The 17,529-nt window shown below is 46.3% G+C and carries 13 protein-coding genes and 1 pseudogene; 12 read left to right on the top strand and 2 right to left on the bottom strand.

Features of this window, described 5'->3' with window-relative positions; translation table 11 throughout:
• Window positions 1-38 precede the first annotated feature (38 nt).
• A complete protein-coding gene (locus tag R7E42_RS04475; RefSeq protein WP_318072377.1) occupies window positions 39-2,141 on the bottom strand; it encodes a TonB-dependent siderophore receptor in 2,103 nt (700 codons plus the stop codon).
• Between the two features lie 145 nt (window positions 2,142-2,286).
• On the opposite strand from R7E42_RS04475, the gene R7E42_RS04470 reads away from it, so the two are divergent.
• The 6 genes from R7E42_RS04470 to gcvA all read left to right on the top strand — a co-directional run bounded on the left by R7E42_RS04470 (window position 2,287) and on the right by gcvA (window position 9,452).
• The gene (locus tag R7E42_RS04470) at window positions 2,287-4,140 is read left to right on the top strand and encodes an ABC transporter ATP-binding protein (protein WP_318072376.1); all 1,854 of its coding nucleotides are present in this window, start codon (window positions 2,287-2,289) and stop codon (window positions 4,138-4,140) included.
• Between the two features lie 237 nt (window positions 4,141-4,377).
• A complete protein-coding gene (locus tag R7E42_RS04465) occupies window positions 4,378-5,412 on the top strand; it encodes a DUF4118 domain-containing protein (RefSeq protein ID WP_318072375.1) in 1,035 nt (344 codons plus the stop codon).
• Window positions 5,409-6,107, top strand: a complete 699-nt coding sequence (locus R7E42_RS04460; protein WP_258497754.1) for a response regulator transcription factor — start codon at window positions 5,409-5,411, stop codon at window positions 6,105-6,107. Before R7E42_RS04465 ends, R7E42_RS04460 begins: the two co-directional genes overlap by 4 nt.
• A 151-nt stretch (window positions 6,108-6,258) precedes the next feature.
• Window positions 6,259-6,912 carry a potassium channel family protein gene (locus tag R7E42_RS04455; RefSeq protein ID WP_005375180.1) on the top strand — a complete coding sequence of 218 codons (654 nt, stop codon included), beginning with the start codon at window positions 6,259-6,261 and terminating at the stop codon, window positions 6,910-6,912.
• Window position 6,913: 1 nt separating this feature from the next.
• The gene (locus R7E42_RS04450; RefSeq protein ID WP_017635308.1) at window positions 6,914-8,278 is read left to right on the top strand and encodes a TrkH family potassium uptake protein; all 1,365 of its coding nucleotides are present in this window, start codon (window positions 6,914-6,916) and stop codon (window positions 8,276-8,278) included.
• A gap of 247 nt (window positions 8,279-8,525) precedes the next feature.
• On the top strand, window positions 8,526-9,452 hold the full coding sequence (gene gcvA / locus R7E42_RS04445) for a transcriptional regulator GcvA (RefSeq protein ID WP_047103923.1): 927 nt from the start codon (window positions 8,526-8,528) through the stop codon (window positions 9,450-9,452).
• A 94-nt stretch (window positions 9,453-9,546) separates the two neighbouring features.
• Here the strand turns inward: gcvA and R7E42_RS04440 are convergent, their stop codons facing one another.
• On the bottom strand, window positions 9,547-11,283 hold the full coding sequence (locus tag R7E42_RS04440) for a BCCT family transporter (RefSeq protein ID WP_318072374.1): 1,737 nt from the start codon (window positions 11,281-11,283) through the stop codon (window positions 9,547-9,549).
• A 318-nt stretch (window positions 11,284-11,601) separates the two neighbouring features.
• Between R7E42_RS04440 and R7E42_RS04435 the strand changes: the two genes are divergently transcribed.
• The 6 genes and pseudogenes from R7E42_RS04435 (at window position 11,602) to R7E42_RS04410 (ending at window position 17,479) form a co-directional block, all read left to right on the top strand.
• A complete protein-coding gene (locus R7E42_RS04435) occupies window positions 11,602-12,789 on the top strand; it encodes an aromatic ring-hydroxylating oxygenase subunit alpha (RefSeq protein ID WP_191116089.1) in 1,188 nt (395 codons plus the stop codon).
• 1 nt (window position 12,790) lies between these two features.
• Window positions 12,791-14,227: an aldehyde dehydrogenase family protein gene (locus R7E42_RS04430; RefSeq protein WP_191116088.1), complete on the top strand. Its 1,437-nt coding sequence runs from the start codon at window positions 12,791-12,793 to the stop codon at window positions 14,225-14,227.
• Between the two features lie 142 nt (window positions 14,228-14,369).
• Window positions 14,370-14,531 (top strand): annotated as a pseudogene (locus R7E42_RS04425) (rubredoxin); the annotation flags it as partial.
• Window positions 14,520-15,803: an NAD(P)/FAD-dependent oxidoreductase gene (locus R7E42_RS04420; RefSeq protein ID WP_238842803.1), complete on the top strand. Its 1,284-nt coding sequence runs from the start codon at window positions 14,520-14,522 to the stop codon at window positions 15,801-15,803. The pseudogene R7E42_RS04425 and the gene R7E42_RS04420, both read left to right, overlap by 12 nt.
• A gap of 12 nt (window positions 15,804-15,815) precedes the next feature.
• Window positions 15,816-17,132, top strand: a complete 1,317-nt coding sequence (locus tag R7E42_RS04415) for an NAD(P)/FAD-dependent oxidoreductase (protein WP_169628847.1) — start codon at window positions 15,816-15,818, stop codon at window positions 17,130-17,132.
• On the top strand, window positions 17,129-17,479 hold the full coding sequence (locus R7E42_RS04410; protein WP_033906751.1) for an ethanolamine utilization protein EutQ: 351 nt from the start codon (window positions 17,129-17,131) through the stop codon (window positions 17,477-17,479). The genes R7E42_RS04415 and R7E42_RS04410 overlap by 4 nt, the downstream gene beginning before the upstream one ends.
• Window positions 17,480-17,529 lie beyond the last annotated feature (50 nt).

Raw genomic sequence — 17,529 nt, 5'->3', positions numbered from 1 at the left:
GAGAAAACTCCCCTCAATAGAGGGGAGTAGAAGTACAATTACCAGCGGTAGTTTGCGTTTAGCATAACAGAGCGAGACTGGCCGTAGTAACACCAGTAATCGCAACCTGAAACAAACTCTTTATCTAGGATGTTGTTCACGTTTAGCTGTGCTTGCCACTGTGAAGTGATGTCGTAAGTGACTGACGCATCCCAAAGAGTGACTGAAGGAACCGTTAGGTTCGAGCTCTTAGGGTTATCTTTTGACTCACCTACGTAGCGCACACCAGTACCGATATTGAGGCCTGGAATCAGGCTGTAGGCGCTGTAGTCTACCCATGCAGAAGCTTGGTGCTCAGGAATAAGTGCGGCTTGTTTTTTACCTTGGCCAAAGCTCTCATCTGTTTTCGCTTTAGTGTAGGTGTAGCTTGCCATCAGTTTTAGATCGTCGGTTAGCTGCGCCGTGCTTTCTAGCTCAACACCTTGAGATGTCACTTCACCTGTTTGTGTCGCAATCCATGTTGATGGGTTTGTGACCAATGCATTCTTTTGCGTGATGTCGAACCATGCAAGGTTGATAAAGCCATCCATAAAGCTTGGCTCATACTTCACCCCCACTTCTACTTGCTCGCCTTCCAGCGGTTTGTAAAGTTCATTGGTTGCCGTATCAATAGTGCTGATCACTTCAAACGACTGAGAGTAGTTTGCGTAAGGTGACAGGCCATTGTTTGCAAGGTACATCACACCCGCACTTAGAGATAGCTGACCATCATCACGAGATTCACTTTGATCAACGGTAGCGCCTTTGCCAGAGTTTTCTGTTTTCACCCAGTCGTAACGAGCACCGATGTTACCAATCCACTGTTCATGCAGTTTCAATTGGTATTGTGAATAGAGACTTGCTTGAGATTTCTCAATCTCACGTTTCACGTTGTTGGCAGGATCAAGAGGGGTGAAGTTGCCGTAAACTGGGTTCCACGGATTGATGGTGCCAAATGCATAGTTGTCCTGCTCGTCGCCATCGGTTTTGTGGAATTGCAGATCCATACCGATAAGCACTGTGTGCTCTGCGTTGTCTGTCATCCAGTTGCCGACAGCATTGTTATCGAACGTGATGCTCTGGTTTTTTCCGTCACGGAATACGATGCCTTGCGTTAACTCTTCTTTCGCTGGATCGTTGTTTGAGAACGCGTAAGAGCTGCGCAAGTACAACTCATTCGAACCGTAGTTGAGGTTTTGCGAGAGTGACCACGTGTCATTGATGTCGTGCTCTAGTAAGTAACCTAGAGAAAACTGCGTGCGTTCGTATTTATCGTAGTTTGGCTGACCAAGGTTAGTCGAAGGATCGATTTTGCCAAAGTTAGAACCAATCAGAGTACCTGCTGCCGGGAAGAATGGGTTAGTTGGTACACCGTCATCATGAAGGTAAGTTGCCAAAACGGTCAGCATTGTACGGTCAGAAATGTCGAACTCGACACTTGGCGCTAGGTAGAAACGCTCGTTATTTGTGCCGTCCAGTTCACCATCTTGGCTTGTTATCAAGCCAACCAAACGATAGCGCACAGTGCCTGCGTCGTTTGCTTCGTCAGCAATGTCAAAACCTACGGATTGGTGTTGGTTGTTGCCAACTTCGACTTTTACTTCGCCTTGAGGCGTAAACGTTGGTTTTTTCTGAACAGCATTCACGATACCGCCTGGTGCCGATTCACCAAACAGAATAGCCGATGGACCTTTAACGACTTCTACACTTTCTAGGCCGTAAGGTTCGACCAACCATGTGTAGTAACCATCGCGGAATAGGCGGTTGCCGTTTAGGTAAGTCGCTGCATCAAATCCACGAACTTTGAACCAATCAGTGTCGTTGTCTGCGCCATAAGGCTGAGCGGTTACACCAGACGTGTAGCGTAATGCTTCATCTAGCTTTTTCGGTGCACGAACACGAAGTTCATCTTCAGAAATGATAGATACGCTGCGCGGCGTTTCTGCTGCCGGGGTTTCTACTTTAAGTGCTTGCGCGGTGACCGTTATGGTCTCCATGGCAATCACGTCATCTTGTACGACGTCTTCTTGAGCTTGTGCTGTGAATGCAACCACTGCTGTAGGTGCTAAAGCACAAACCAACGCGTTGCGGATAGCGATGGTCAGTGAGTTATTCTTTTGCATAAATCTATTCCCGATAATTATGATTAACGCTAAGCTTAATTGTAATTATTATCATTTGAGCTTTTGTTTCGGTATTTTACTGACTTTTGTATCAAAAGATAGTAAAACGTTCGCAAATTCATTCGCGGTACCTAAAGTCATTGTTATGTTCAATTGGTTTGAAAAGCTGACCCAACCCTTTCCCCAGATGGAAACCGAAAAGCCACCGAAGACGCTATTTGGCTTTTGTCGTTTTTACACTCGTGGCTTTGAAGCCCCTTTACTCGTTATGGCTGTGTTCAGTGCGCTTATTGCCATTACTGAGGTGACGCTGTTGCGTTATATGGGCGAGCTCGTCGATATTCTCTCTAATCAAGATCGCGCAACATTCTGGCAAGACCAGGGTGAGCGCATGCTAATGATGCTGTTCTTAGTGGCGGTTGTGATGCCAGCTCTCGGTTTTGTCCACTCAATGGTGATGCACCAAACGTTATTGGGTAACTACCCGATGTCTATCCGTTGGTTGATTCACCGTTACTTGCTAAAACAAGCGGTTGGATTTTTCCAGCGTGACTTTGCAGGCCGAGTTGCGACCAAAGTGATGCAAAGTGCGTTAGCGGTACGAGAAACGGTCATGAAGCTGGTGGATGTACTGGTTTATATCAGCGTTTATTTTCTTTCGATGCTTTGGATGATGGGCGAAGCCGATGGTTTGCTAATGCTACCTATTGTGATTTGGATAGGAATGTACGCGGTTATCCAGTTCTACTTTATCCCTAAAATGAAACAAGTAGCGACGGAGCAAGCGGATGCTCGTTCTGTAATGACTGGGCGCATTGTCGATTCTTACACCAACATATCTACCGTAAAGCTATTCGCGCACTCGCAACGAGAGTTGGAATACGCAGAAAGCAGCATGAAGCAATTTTTGGTGACGGTTTACCGCCAAATGCGCATGGTGACTTGTTTACTGTTTAGTGTGGATGCCATCAACTATTTGCTGCTGATGTCTATTAGTGCCATTTCGGTTTATCTATGGCTAGATCACGCTGTAACAATTGGTGCTATTGCGATTGCCATCAGTATTGCATTGCGCGTACAAGGTATGTCGAAGTGGATCATGTGGGAAGTTAGCGCGCTGTTTGAAAACATTGGCACGGTAGTGGACGGCATCAATACGATTTCAAACGATGTTGAAGTGAAAGATGTACCAAATGCTAAGCCTTTGCAAATCTCCCAAGGTGAGATCTGCTTTGATCACGTAGGTTTTAACTACAGTGATGAAAAGGCAGTATTTGAGAACTTGAATCTGACCATTAAACCGGACGAAAAAGTCGGCATTGTCGGTCGCTCTGGGGCAGGTAAATCCACGTTGGTTAACTTGTTGCTGCGTTTTTACGATGTGAATACGGGTAAGATTTGTATTGATGGACAGGACATTTCTCAAGTTGAACAAGAGTCTCTTCGCCAACACATCGGTATGATCACGCAAGACACCTCTTTGCTGCATCGTTCAATTAAAGAGAACATTCTTTACGGTGATCCAGATGCTTCAATGGATGCCGTTATCGCAGCTGCTGAGAAAGCACATGCTCATGATTTCATTCAATCTCTACGAGACGAGCAAGGTAACGTTGGCTATGACGTTGAAGTGGGTGAACGCGGTGTGAAGCTGTCTGGTGGTCAGCGTCAACGTGTGGCGATTGCTCGCGTTCTGCTGAAAAACGCGCCAATTTTGATCATGGATGAAGCAACGTCTGCACTTGATTCAGAAGTAGAATCGGCAATTCAAGAAAACCTTGAAGTTCTGATGGAAGGAAAAACAGTGATTGCGATTGCTCACCGTTTATCAACGATTGCCGCGATGGATCGTTTGATTGTAATGGATGACGGCAAAATCATTGAGCAAGGCTCGCATTACGAGCTGCTGCAATTGGGTGGTGTTTACGCTCAGTTGTGGAAGCATCAAACCGGCGGATTTTTGTCTGAGCAAGGTGATGCTAAACTGCAAGTCATCTAATATGACGCTACACGAAAGAGGAGCAAATGCTCCTCTTTTTTGTGTCTGTCGTTTATACCGAGTAAGTAGGCGTTAATGGGCAACGTTAACTTGTGATTATTCATTGAGTTAGGCCAACTTAATGATGATTATGTTTATAACTCACTGTCGTTATTGAATTTTTTACGCTTTTTTTACGCGAACTCCGAATGGGCTTTTGCTAAAGTTTTCTACATCGAATTTTGGTTGATGTATTTTATGTTTGTTCAATGGCGAGATAACACCTTTCTCTTTTCTACTACCGTGATTGTTGGCGCGGTTGTCGTCTCATGGTTGTTAGACCAACTGTTTGGCTCTACAGCCGCAGTCCTGCTGATTTTACAGTTAGCGGTCGTGGTGGTGGCGTTTCAATGCAACTCGCGATTCGCTTATGCGGCGGCGGTGATCGAAGCGTTGAGCTTCAACTTCTTTTTCACGACGCCTCGTTACTCTTTGCAGATGTTTCGTCCGGAAGACATTTTTAATTTAGTCGTGTTTATGGTGGTGGCATTGATCACCAGCACCTTTGCGGATCTTTATCGTCGCCAGCAGGGCGAGTTAAAACAAACCAAGCTGCAAAACAGCATCCTGCTATCGGTGTCCCATGACCTACGCACGCCGCTGGCAACCATTATTGGAACATTGACCACACTCAACGAGTACATGCCCAAGCTCAATGACTTAGAGCGCAAAGAATTGCTCGACAGTGCGACTTCAGAAAGCCACCGTTTGCACCAATATATCGAGAACCTTTTACAGGCGACTAAGCTCCAGCATGGCACATTAAAAATTACCAAAAAAGATGAGCTGATTGCAGATATTGTGCGGGATGCGGTTTCTCGTTTGCCGAATTACACCGAGAAAGTGTCCATGAATATGGATGATTCCGTTGGTTATTTATCCGTAAGTCGTTCGCTCATCGAACAAGCTATTTTTAATGTGTTGGATAATGCCATGCGATTTTCACCAGAGAATGAATCTGTTGAGGTTTCTCTTTCTAAGCAGGGTTCGTCGTGCGTGATTGATGTTCGGGACATCGGGATTGGCATCAAAGCTGAAGATGCGGAAAAAATATTCAACCTTTTCTATTCCGGTGTGAACAACAAATCGGCCGATTCAGGCACCGGAATGGGACTCGCGGTTGCCAAAGGCATCATCACCGCACACCGAGGATATATTCAATCTATGCCAGTATCAGAAGGGACGCTGATCCGCATTCGACTTCCACTCAATCAAGGAGCAGAGCAGGCGTGAGTTACAAAGTTTTAGTCGTGGACGATGAGCCTCGCATTCATACCTTTATTCGAATTTCGCTGTCTGCTGAAGGGTTTGATTACATTGGCGCGAGTACCATTGCAGAAGCCAAAGCGTGTTTCGAAGCGTATTCGCCGCACGTCATTCTGCTAGATTTAGGCTTGCCCGACGGCGATGGGGCGGAGTTTCTCACTACGCTTCGTCAGACGTATAAAACGCCAGTGCTAGTGCTGACAGCTCGCGATCAAGAAGAGGAAAAAATCCGCCTTTTAGAAGCGGGCGCAAATGATTACTTGAGCAAGCCTTTTGGCGTAAAAGAGCTCATCGCGCGCATCAAAGTGTTGGTTCGAGATTTGGTGGATGAGCAATCCATCGCTGATGAGCTGGTGGCTGGCCGAGTCAAAATCATCAAAAGTACTCACCAATTTTGGTTAGATCAGAGGGAAATTCCACTCACCAAGAAAGAGTTTTCATTCATTGAACAGTTGATTCTCAAACCGGGAAAACTCATTGAGCAAACTCATTTGCTAGCGGTGATTTGGGGAAAAAGTCATGTCGAAGATACTCACTACTTACGCGTGTTAGTGAGTCAACTACGCAAAAAACTGAACGATAGTGCTGACGAACAGCGGCTCTTAAAAACCGAGCCGGGGCTGGGTTATCGTTTAGTGCTAGAGGCGTCCAAGCACCACTAAATTCCAAATTTAATCAACGTTAATGCCAAGGTTTAGTGCTGGTTATCGGCACTCGAACAGGATTCGTGTTGCCTATTTTCCGTGACGGAAAATCAGTCTAGCCCTTAACGCATTAGCATTTTCTATACATAAAACACAGTTAGGTATTGATATGGCTCACTTTACAGTAATTGGTCTAGGGCGATTTGGCGTTGCCGCCAGCTTAGAACTTATTCATCTTGGACACACCGTAACGGGGGTGGATAGCGACCCGAAAATCGTCGAAAAATACGTCGAGGAGTTAACGCAAGCGGTCATATGTGACGCAACAGACGAAGGTGCACTCAGAGAATTAGCGTTAGCGAACAGTGATGTGGTGTTGGTGGCGATTGGCGAAGACATGCAAGCCAGTTTGTTGTGTACGCTGGCGCTGAAAAATCTGGGTGTGAAATCCATTTGGGTCAAAGCGAGCACCAAAGCGCACCACACCATCGTGTCTAAGCTTGGTGTACAACGCATTATTCATCCGGAAGAGGAGATGGGCGTAAGAGTCGCGCAGGCACTCAACTATCCGATGGTGAACAACTATTTGGAAATGGGTCATGGTTTGTATGTGGTGGAAATCCACGTTAAATCCAATCTGCACGATACACCGCTTTCTAAGTTGATCAGCCGAGGCAGTTACAACATTCAGCCTATCTTGGTGAAGCGCGAAGAAGCCGTCTACACCAATATCAATGATGAGTTTGTGCTTAATGAGTTCGACACGCTGTTGCTTTGTGGTAGTCGCGCTGAGCTGAAATACGTCGCTCCAAGGTTGGTGTAACATGGTTTTGTGGCATCCCTCTATTATCCCGATCGAGCGAAAACCCAAAGCGGGCAAAAAATTGTTGGGCGCACCGCCGCTGATACTTAGCCTCAGCTTTGCGTGCTTGATCATGCTCGGCACGATCTTACTCAAACTGCCGATTGCCACCACAGAGCCCATCACTTGGATTCAAAGCCTGTTTACTGCGACATCGGCCATTACGGTGACGGGATTAGTTGTGGTGGACACGGGCACGGCGTTTACGCCTTTTGGGCAAGTGGTTATTGCTTTCCTGATTCAATGTGGTGGCCTAGGTTTGATGACGTTTGCCATCGTGACCTTGCTGGCTCTGGGCGGAAAAATTGGCTTTTTGGAGCGAGCCGTCGCGAGAGAGGCGTTCAACCAAACTGACTCGTCGACACTCATTGCCACTGCTAAATCTGTATTGATGTTCGCTCTGCTCGTTGAACTTATTGGTTTCACTATTTTGAGCGTTTATTGGAGTGAAGAGCTGGGCTGGGAAACCAGTTTGTTCCATGGTTTCTTCTACACCATCAGTGCGTTTAACAATGCAGGTTTTGCGTTGAGTGCCGATAGCTTAATGCCTTACGTGGACGACCCGGTCGTTAACTTCACCATTACCAGTTTGTTCATTATTGGTGGTTTAGGCTTCTCGGTTTGGATTGACTTAAAACGCAATCGCCGTTGGCATCGACTCACCGTTTACAGTCGAATGATGATCTTAGGCACGATGATCATTAACGTGGTGGCACTTATCGCGATTTATCTGATTGAATATGACAACCCCAACACGCTTGCCCCGTTGAGCGAAGCAGGGAAATGGTGGGCATCGTGGTTTCAAGCGGTGACGCCAAGAACGGCAGGGTTCAACACTTTAGCTATCGATCAGTTGGAAGATGCCACAACGGCGATCATTCTGGTGTTGATGTTTATCGGCGGTGGTTCATTGAGTACGGCAAGTGGCATTAAAGTTGTGACATTTATGGTATTGGTCTTGGCAACTTACAGCTATTTGCGTCGCGATGAAGCAACCTATGCATTTCAACGCGAGATTCCCAAAGAGACCATCAGCAAGGCATTGGCGCTGACTCTGATCTCGGTGGGGGTGACTTGGTTTGCCATATTCACGCTGTTACTGACAGAGAAAGCGTCTATGTTAGATATTATGTTCGAAGCGGTCTCGGCACTGGGTACGGTTGGGTTATCGCGAGGCTTAACGGGCAGTTTGTCCGAACCAGGTGAGTTAGTGATCATCTTCATGATGTTTATGGGACGATTAGGGCCTCTTACATTAGCGTACTTCTTAGCCAGTCCAAGAAAGAAAAAAGCGCGTTACGCGAGTACTAAACTGGCAATAGGGTAAATGGGCTAACTCGTACAAAGTGAGCAAAAGGCTAGGCAAAAGAGGAGTAACTGCTCCTCTTTTTGTGCTTGTTGTAGCCACGAAACTGTATACGGCAGTCTCTCTCACAACAATTTATGATTCATCTCTATTTTTTATCATTTATAAATTGTCGTTTTTGAGGTGTTGTCCAGAATGGCATTATCCACGTGCAACATAAGATTGCCGGGAATAAAAATAATTACAATACTGCCTTACTGGAAGATACATGAAAATCAAACCTCTCCCACCTTTAAATAGCCTCGTTGCGTTTGAAGCGTCGGCGCGGCACTTGAGTTTTACGTTAGCCGCTGACGAGCTAAACGTGACCCAAGGTGCTATCAGTCGCCAAATTAGACAATTAGAAGAATACTTAGGCAAGGCTATGTTCACGCGAGCCAATCGAAGCATTAATTTAACGCCTACAGGTCTTCAATATTATCAAGCTGTCAGCCAATCTTTGCTCGATATTGCTCAAATCACGGGTGAAGTGAAGAAGTGGCAGGGCGAACAAAAGATCACGGTTGCGACGACAAATGCAATGGCAGCCTTGTGGTTGTTGCCTAAGGTTGCTCAATTTCAAAATGAACATGATGACATCGATATAAGAATATTGGCCTCAGATAATGTGTTGGACTTACGCCGATTAGATTGCGATATAGCCTTGTTTTATTGTCGCACTCCACCTGCGGAAATGGACGTGACAACGCTATTTTCAGAAGAGGTATTCCCTGTGTGTAGCCCGCTTTATTTAGAGAAAATCGGCCAGCCTAGTGAGCCAGAAGAAATCTTCAATAAAACGTTACTCTATCTGGAAGAGTCTCAAAGAGATTGGGTGAATTGGGAGCAGTGGTTTGCGAGTGTAGGATTGCCAAATATTTCGCCTCGTAATCGCATGAACATCAATAACTATCCAATGCTGTTACAAGCGGCAATTAATGGTCAGGGCATCGCGTTAGCCTGGGGGTCATTAGTGGACGACTATTTACAAAGCGGTGCTTTGGTTAGGCCAGTCGAACACGTGCTTTCAACACCTTCCAATTTCTCTATGCTTGAACCTAAAAATAGAGGTTTAATCCCAGCAAGCGTCAAGCGTTTTAGAGAGTGGCTTTTGCAACAGTTGCCAGATGAGGTAGGTGATCGAGGTTTAGCCTAAATCAGTAAGCAGAGAAAATAACAGAGTTTGGTCATGTTAAAAAAGCGGGAGTACTAGTTCCCGCTTTGTTTTTATTGATTTATGAAACGACGCACTAAGTGAGTGCTGGTCCTTGATTGAGTGTGGAATCATCTTTCAGCGAGGATGTTGAAGCGATAGGCTCGGAAGCCACAGTTTTGCTTTCAACAAGCGGTTCAACAGGACCATCAAGTTTCTCTTGCTCTGGGTGAACATGCTCAGGAAGCATTGCCCATGGCTTAGGTTCGCGTCGAATACTATGGAACAGCGTTAAGCTCATCACCGCGATAAAAATCGCGATAGGGAAACCGGCAATAATGGAGGCCGTTTGCATTGCTTTTAACCCTCCGGCGTATAGAAGCACTCCCGCAATGGCGGCGATCATGATCCCCCACAATACGCGTATAGAGGTAGGAGGCTCACTGTGCCCAGCGGCATCGAGGGTACATAGAACCAAGGTACCCGAGTCTGCGGAGGTAATGAAATAAGTACCGAGCAATAGACACGCAAGCACGCTAAGGAGTTTACCAAACATACCTGTATCTAGATTGTCGAATAGCGTAAACAAAGCGCGCGTCGTATCGGCTTTAGTCGCTTCAAGAATCGGGCCGCCAGAAAAATCCGCAGGTGGTATTTGTTTGGCTTCTTGTGCCGCAGTGACTTGCTCTTGATGAGCAAAACGAGCGTCTTGCTCTACCTTCAACGCTGCACCACCAAATACTGAAATCCATAAAAACGTGATTAGCGTAGGTACGATTAATGCGCCACCGATAAGTTCACGTATTGTGCGTCCTTTAGAGATACGAGCCACAAACATGCCAACGAAAGGTGCCCAAGTCATCCACCAAGGCCAGTAATAAGCCGTCCACCAGTTTTGCCAGCCAGAGTCATTCTGTGCATCGCTCCATAAGCTCATACCGACAATGTTTTGTGCATAAAGCCCCGTACTTTCGAGTAGCGTATTTAAGATATAGCGAGTTGGACCAATGTAAAGTACGACTAGCACGAGTGCGAGTGAGAGCAGCATGTTCCATTCTGATAAACGGCGAATACCTTTTCCTACACCAGATAGCACCGACGCAACCGCACAAGTACAAAGGGAAACGATAATAAAGAGTTGAATCCCCAAACTAATATCTAGACCAAAGGCTTGATTCAAACCAGAGTTTATTTGGATAACTCCCATCCCCAAGGTTTGAGAGATACCGAAAGCAGTCACCGCGACTGTTAGGATATCAACCGTGTGTCCGATAGGCCCATAAATACGATCACCAATCAAAGGGTACAAGATAGAGCGTAGGGTAAAAGGCAGATCTTTACGGTAGGAAAAGTAAGCTAATGCGAGTGCAACAATGATAAAGACAGACCAAGGATGTAGACCCCAGTGAAAGAATGTCAGTTTCATTGATGTTGTTGCGGCTTCATTGGTCAGGCCTTGAGTAAATGGGTTGTCAGCGTAATGCCACATCGGTTCGGCGACCGACCAGAAAATTAAGCCTATCCCCATGCCTCCGGAAAAAAGCATGGATACCCAAGACAAATAACTAAACTCTGGTTTTTCGTCATCTTTACTCAAACGAATATGCCCATATCGACTAACCATAAGGTAAAGAAGAAAACCGACAACGAGTGAAACAAGTCCGATGTAAAACCACTTCATATTCTGTAGCAAAATACCGGAAATCGTTTCGAAGTATTGGCCCGCTTGATTGGCGAGAATGGCGCAGAAAAGTACAAAACCGATAACGACGATCTTTGATGCGATTGTCACAGTCGGATTGAGTCCTTTCAATATCCCAGATGTTGCTCTCATAGGCATCCCTCACAGTGCGTTTGTTTTAGCGTTATTGTTTGTTGCGTTATTGTTAATTTTTGAAAGAGAGTAGAGAGAGGGCTTTTGTGTTTCAACTGATTAATACTCATCGGTTAATGAGTATTAATCATGACAAGAAGATTATTGTTAATTAAAAGGTTATTTTTTGTTTGAGATCAATGCATGAATGACAAAAACTCATCCAAGCCCGGCGAAAAAGTCGTTTGTTTGTTGCCGGGTTGTTAATCAAAATCATCTCCACTAACACAACACGATGTTGTACGCACTGGATGCAACTCGACTCTCGGAGATAAGAATATGAGCAATGTCAACCAAACCATTATTCCTGTTGAACTTGTTGATAATGTACTGAACCCAATCAGTGAAGCAACAGGAATGCCGAATCAGGCCTACACCAGCGAAGAGTATTTTACTTTTGAGCGTGATCAGGTGTTTGGTAACACTTGGGTATGTATTGGTTTTGCATCAGACCTGCTTAAAAATGGTTATGTGATGCCACTTGATTTCATGAATCTTCCACTACTCATGATGAGAAATCGCCAAGGTGAAGTCCAAGTTTTCCACAACGTATGTAGTCATCGTGGTATGAAGCTGGTTCATGAGGCAGGCGAAGTTCAAGGCATGATTCGCTGTCCTTACCATTCATGGACGTACGATCTTGACGGCAATCTAAAAGGCACACCACACATTGGTGGTATCGCAAAACATAAAGATGATCGATTTAAGTGTGAAAAGCACGGCCTTAAGCCACTTCGTTCAGCCATTTGGATGGACATGGTATTCGTCAACTTATCGGGCAATGCAGACAGCTTTGAAGACCATATCGCGCCGCTAGAGCAACGTTGGCAGCAATTCTTAGGTGAAGAAGGATTAGGGCTTCTTCGCCGCGTGAACATGGGTGGCAACTTAGAGATAGAAGTGAAAAGTAACTGGAAGCTTGCCGTAGAAAACTACTGTGAAGCTTACCACTTACCTTGGGTGCATCCGAGTTTGAATAGTTATTCTCGCCTAGAGGATCACTACAACATCATGTTTGCAGAGCGTTTTGCTGGCCAAGGTAGTCTCGCATACAACCTCTCTGATACTGCAGGAACACACTTACCTAAATTTCCAAGCTGGCCAGAAGATAAACTGCGTCATGCAGAATACGTTGCACTCTTTCCAAACGTGTTGCTTGGTATTCAAGCCGATCATGCCTTTGCGATGATGATTGAACCAATCACTGCGAATAAGAGTGTTGAGCACCTACGTGTTTTCTATGTGGGTGATGAAGCAACGAAAGATGAGTTCGCTGCGTGCCGTACTGCTACCGTTGAGTCATGGCGAGTCGTATTCGGCGAAGATATTGGAGCGGTCGAGGGCATGCAGGAAGGTCGTTACTCACCTGGCTTTGGTGGTGGTGTGTTCTCACCAGAAATGGATGTTCCGACGCATTTCTTCCAAACCTGGTTGGCAAAGCAAGTGAAAGCGGCACTGGAGCAGTAAGATGATGCATTACCTTAATTATATTGATGGTGAGTGGTGCGATTCAGAGCAAGCGCTGACCGTCATGAACCCTGGAACAGCCGAAGCGTATGCGACGATTGCAGAAGCCACTATCATCGATGCAGATCGCGCAATGGCAGCGGCACGTCGAGTAGTCAATCAAGGTCTTCTTTCGGACGTTCGTCCAGCCGTCAGAACCGAGTGGATGTTAAAAGCCGCCGCGGCTATTCGTGAAATGGTTGATGAAGGTGGGTTAGTTGCCTGCCGTGAAAATGGGAAATCTTTGCAAGATGCCAAAGATGAGTTTTTAGAATCGGCACGTTACTTCGAATACTACGCTGGCATGGCCGACAAGCTGGAAGGCTCGTCAATTCCGTTGGGTAAAGATTATGTCGATTTCACCCAATATGTGCCGGTTGGTGTGTCAGTGCAGATTGTGCCGTGGAATTTCCCAGTTTCTATTTGTGCACGCTCATTAGCTCCTGCATTAGCTGCTGGTAACGCAGTGGTGATCAAATCGCCAGAGATTTCCCCACTCGCTATGACGTTGTTGATTAAAGCGATTGAAAAAGCGGGCTTCCCAAAAGGCACGATTAACTTGCTATGTGGCAAAGGCTCAGTCGTTGGCAGTCATTTGGTGCAGCACCAAGAGGTCGATCAAATTGTCTTTACGGGTTCTGTTCCAACTGGCCAACGCATCCTGCAAGATTCAGCGCAACGCGCCACACCATCTGTGATGGAGCTGGGTGGTAAATCGGCCGCTATCGCACTGAAAGATGTGAGCCTCGAAACACTTTTGAAAAGCGTCCAGGTCGGTATTTTCTTTAACGCTGGTCAAGTGTGCTCGGCAATGTCTCGTTTGCTGATTCAAAAAGAGCGTTATGAAGAAGTAAAAGCGGCGGTAGTGGAAATGGCAAAAAGCCTAACTATTGGTCAAGGCGAAAGCCAGCCGGACATCACACCCTTGGTATCGGCTGATCAACAAGCGCGCGTGCTTGAAATGATAGAACAAGCAAAAGCCGACGGCGCGAATATCCTAACGGGTGGCTACGCACCTGATTTATCGGGTTACTTTGTGGCACCAACGGTGATTGAAGCCTCACCAGATATGCGTATTGCTCAAGAAGAAGTGTTTGGTCCTGTACTGGTAATTACACCGTTTGAAACCGATCAAGAGGCTGTTGAAATCGCGAATGGCACCGATTTTGGCCTAGTCGCTGGTGTCTTTGGTGAAAGCCTAAACCAAACATTGCGTGTGGCACAGCAACTGCGTGGTGGACAAGTGTTCATCAATGAATGGTTTGCTGGTGGCATCGAAACACCATTTGGTGGCGTGGGCTTGTCCGGGTTTGGGCGAGAAAAAGGACAAGAAGCGATTTATAGCTACGTCCAGACACGCAATATTGCCATTCGTTTGCAGCAAGACAGCAACGTATAGCTACCGTGTAACTGTATTTTCATCACCTCGTACCGGCTTGGATTTCAGACCACAAGCTAGGGCGAGGTTGATGGAATCACAACAAATCTGACAGCGGTTTGTAAACACGGAAATTCTGAACAAGGTAGTTGGAGTATAAGTGATGAGAAAGTGGCTCTGTATTATTTGCGGCTTAATCTATGATGAAGCACAAGGTTGGCCATCCGATGGCATTGCACCAGGAACAGCATGGGAAGATGTACCGGATGACTGGTTATGTCCTGACTGTTTAGTGGGTAAGGCCGATTTTGAAATGATCGAAATTACCGACGATGCGCCACTAGAAGAGGTTGCAGCGGTGTCTTCGGTGTCGGTAGAAGCGTCTGTTCAGCCAAATACGGCTCAGCCTCTTCCATCTGAAGTTACTCAACCTGTATTCTCAAATGACCCTATCGTTATCATCGGTAGTGGCCACAGTGGTTACCAGTTGGCGGCGGCACTTAGAGCACAATCCGAGACGGTTGCTATCACCATCTTTACCGCTGATGATGGCGCTTTGTACAGCAAACCAGCATTGTCTAATGCACTGGTCATGAATAAAGACGGCGACGCGCTACAAAGTGAGAGCGCGTTGGAGTGGGAAAGCCGTCTCAATATCCGAGTTTACCCGCATACCCGTGTTGAACAGATCGATCGTGCCAATTCAACGTTACATACCTCCATCGGTAAATACGCCTACAGCCGCTTGGTACTGGCAACAGGTGCATCACCGATTGAAATCCCAATTGAGGGCGATCGCTCTTGGGTTATGAGTGTGAACGACTTAGTTGATTACCGCCGTTTCAGAGCGGAGCTGCAAGACAAAAAGCGCATCGCGATCCTAGGTGATGGCTTAATTGGCTGTGAGTTCGCAAATGATCTGATCGAAAGCGGTTATGAAGTAACAGTTATCGGGTTGGGTCAATGGCCAATGGAGCGTTTGATCCCGCAACAGTTGGGTGAATCATTACAAAGCGCACTTGCCGATCGAGGCGTGCAATGGGCTCTACAAGACAGTATCACCAGAATCGAACCAAGGTCGGAATCTAGTGCGGTTTTACATCTAAACAGTGGCAAGCAGATTGAAGCAGATCTAGTGCTGAGCGCGGTTGGACTCAAGCCAAATGTTTCTCTGGCTGAGCAAGCAGGGCTCGAAGTGGGCCGTGGCATTAAAGTGAATCAATTCGGCCAGACGAGTGATGAGAATATTTACTCGCTAGGTGACTGTGTTGAAACTGAGCAAGGTTGGCAGCCCTATATTGCACCGATTAATCAAATGATCCCTTCTGTAGCGAAAAGCTTGCTAGGCGATGTCGCCCCTATCTCGTTAACACCAACTCCAGTGATTGTAAAAACGCCGATTCTTCCACTCACGATTTTCCCGGTAGCCGCTGAAGAACAGGGACAATGGTACATCGAGAACCAAGCAGATGAATTGACCGCTGCGTTTTATTCACCAGAAGGAGCAATGCTCGGTTTTGCGTTGCTAGGAAGAAAAGTACAGTCATTACGCGGCCCTTGGCTAGATCAATTGTCATTGAAACTGTCAGCAGCGTAGCGGAGAAAAAAGATGATTCATTTACCCAATGATGACGTGACGTGTGGTTGGTACCATGCGTTGCCAAGTATTCCAGAAAAATCGGCGTTAAAAGGTAAACAAAGTGCTGACTATGCCGTGTTAGGTGCCGGTTTCGCAGGCCTAGCTATGGCAAGACGTATAGCTGAACTTATGCCTAATGCACGAATTATACTGATTGATGCGCAACGTATCGGCCAAGGGGCTTCAGGAAGAAATTCGGGCTTTGTTATCGATTTGCCTCATAAGTTTTCACTTGAGCATCCCGACCCTGAGCACAAGCAAAAGTTATTATCACTCAACCGTTCTGCGATTGCTCAGCTAAACACTTTAGTGTCGAAGCACAGTATTTCTTGTCAGTGGTCAGCAAAGGGCAAATATCAAGGAGCCGTAGGGGCGCGCGGTGAAGCGTATCTCGATCACTTTGAGCACCTAATGAAAGACCTTGGCGAACCATACTTCCATGTTAATGGCAGTGAGCTGGCGAGAGTCTTGGGAACAAACTACTACAGCCGCGCAATTTACACGCCAGGTGGTTATTTAATGCAACCTGCTGCTTTGGTGCGTGGGCTAGGGGAAAGCCTTCCAGAGAACGTCGAGGTGTTAGAGAACTCGCCAATCCGCAAGCTCAGTAAAGAAAACGGTTGCTGGGTATTACATGGAGATAGTGGCTCTGTTGAAGCCCCTGAACTGCTGCTTGGGACCAGCATTTTTACTCGGGAGTTTGGTTATCTTAAAAACAGACTACTTCCAGTGATGACGTTTGCAAGCTGGACGCGTCCATTAACCGACGCAGAAATGCAACGATACGGAGGTGAGTTGAATTGGGGGTTAACTCCAGCTGATCATGCGGGAACGACGTTACGTATGACCGCCGATCGACGTATTTTGATCCGCAATACTTACAAACACGTGCCGAAATATGGCTCAAGCTTGAACGATAAAGTCAGAGAACAAATTCGCGACGATCATCGTCAGGTCTTTCTGGCGCGTTATCCCGAGCTGGCCGACGTACCATTTACTCACACATGGGGTGGGGTGTATGCAATCTCTCGTAACTTTACTAACTTTTTCGGTCAATTAGATGAAGGTGTTTATGCCAGCGCTTGTGACAATGGTGTTGGTGCTGCGTGGGGAACCATTTCTGGAACACTGTTAGCTGACTATGTCGTTGGTGCGACATCTAAATCATTGGATGACATACAGCAAGTGACAGGAATGCCTTGTTTGAATCCGCCAGAGCCTTTTTTAGGTTTGGGAGTAAAAACGCGTATCCAATTAGCAAAATGGCAAAGCCGGAGTGAATTATGAAGCCAGTCAAACTTGTTGATAGTAAAAGTCTAGATTTCAATGTTCGTGGTGATACGCCAGGAATGGCGTATGTTGCCAGGGCGTTAAGCCCAGAAATTTCACCAAACATAGGCGTAGGCTTTGCTAAATGGGAAGGCGCTAAAGTGGCTTGGACAGTGCTTTATGATGAGGTTATTTTCGTGATTGAAGGCTGTTTCGAGCTGACCGCAAATGGTGAAACACATTTTGTGCACCCAGGTCAGATGCTGTGGATACCGGAAGGGACTGAATTGGTTTATGGTGGGCATGCTCTGTTCGGCTATGTGGTTCATCCAGGAAACTGGAAAGAGTTACATGGTATTAAATGACTTTTATCATTTAGTTGTGTTTCGGAAAGGCAAAATAAAAATCTGATTTT

This window comes from Vibrio sp. Vb1337 (assembly GCF_033338715.1).
Classification (GTDB): domain Bacteria; phylum Pseudomonadota; class Gammaproteobacteria; order Enterobacterales; family Vibrionaceae; genus Vibrio; species Vibrio alginolyticus.
The sequence above is the reverse complement of the archived record's forward strand: the minus strand, read 5'-3'. Positions and strand labels throughout refer to the sequence as shown.

What these genes read in the sequence shown, in the direction of transcription:
- R7E42_RS04475 (WP_318072377.1), bottom strand. Translation starts at nt 2,141, where the DNA reads ATGCAAAAGAATAACTCACTGACCATCGCTATCCGCAACGCGTTGGTT.
- R7E42_RS04470 (WP_318072376.1), top strand. Translation starts at nt 2,287, where the DNA reads ATGTTCAATTGGTTTGAAAAGCTGACCCAACCCTTTCCCCAGATGGAA.
- R7E42_RS04465 (WP_318072375.1), top strand. Translation starts at nt 4,378, where the DNA reads ATGTTTGTTCAATGGCGAGATAACACCTTTCTCTTTTCTACTACCGTG.
- R7E42_RS04455 (WP_005375180.1), top strand. Translation starts at nt 6,259, where the DNA reads ATGGCTCACTTTACAGTAATTGGTCTAGGGCGATTTGGCGTTGCCGCC.
- R7E42_RS04450 (WP_017635308.1), top strand. Translation starts at nt 6,914, where the DNA reads ATGGTTTTGTGGCATCCCTCTATTATCCCGATCGAGCGAAAACCCAAA.
- gcvA (WP_047103923.1), top strand. Translation starts at nt 8,526, where the DNA reads ATGAAAATCAAACCTCTCCCACCTTTAAATAGCCTCGTTGCGTTTGAA.
- R7E42_RS04440 (WP_318072374.1), bottom strand. Translation starts at nt 11,283, where the DNA reads ATGAGAGCAACATCTGGGATATTGAAAGGACTCAATCCGACTGTGACA.
- R7E42_RS04435 (WP_191116089.1), top strand. Translation starts at nt 11,602, where the DNA reads ATGAGCAATGTCAACCAAACCATTATTCCTGTTGAACTTGTTGATAAT.
- R7E42_RS04430 (WP_191116088.1), top strand. Translation starts at nt 12,791, where the DNA reads ATGATGCATTACCTTAATTATATTGATGGTGAGTGGTGCGATTCAGAG.
- R7E42_RS04420 (WP_238842803.1), top strand. Translation starts at nt 14,520, where the DNA reads ATGATCGAAATTACCGACGATGCGCCACTAGAAGAGGTTGCAGCGGTG.
- R7E42_RS04415 (WP_169628847.1), top strand. Translation starts at nt 15,816, where the DNA reads ATGATTCATTTACCCAATGATGACGTGACGTGTGGTTGGTACCATGCG.
- R7E42_RS04410 (WP_033906751.1), top strand. Translation starts at nt 17,129, where the DNA reads ATGAAGCCAGTCAAACTTGTTGATAGTAAAAGTCTAGATTTCAATGTT.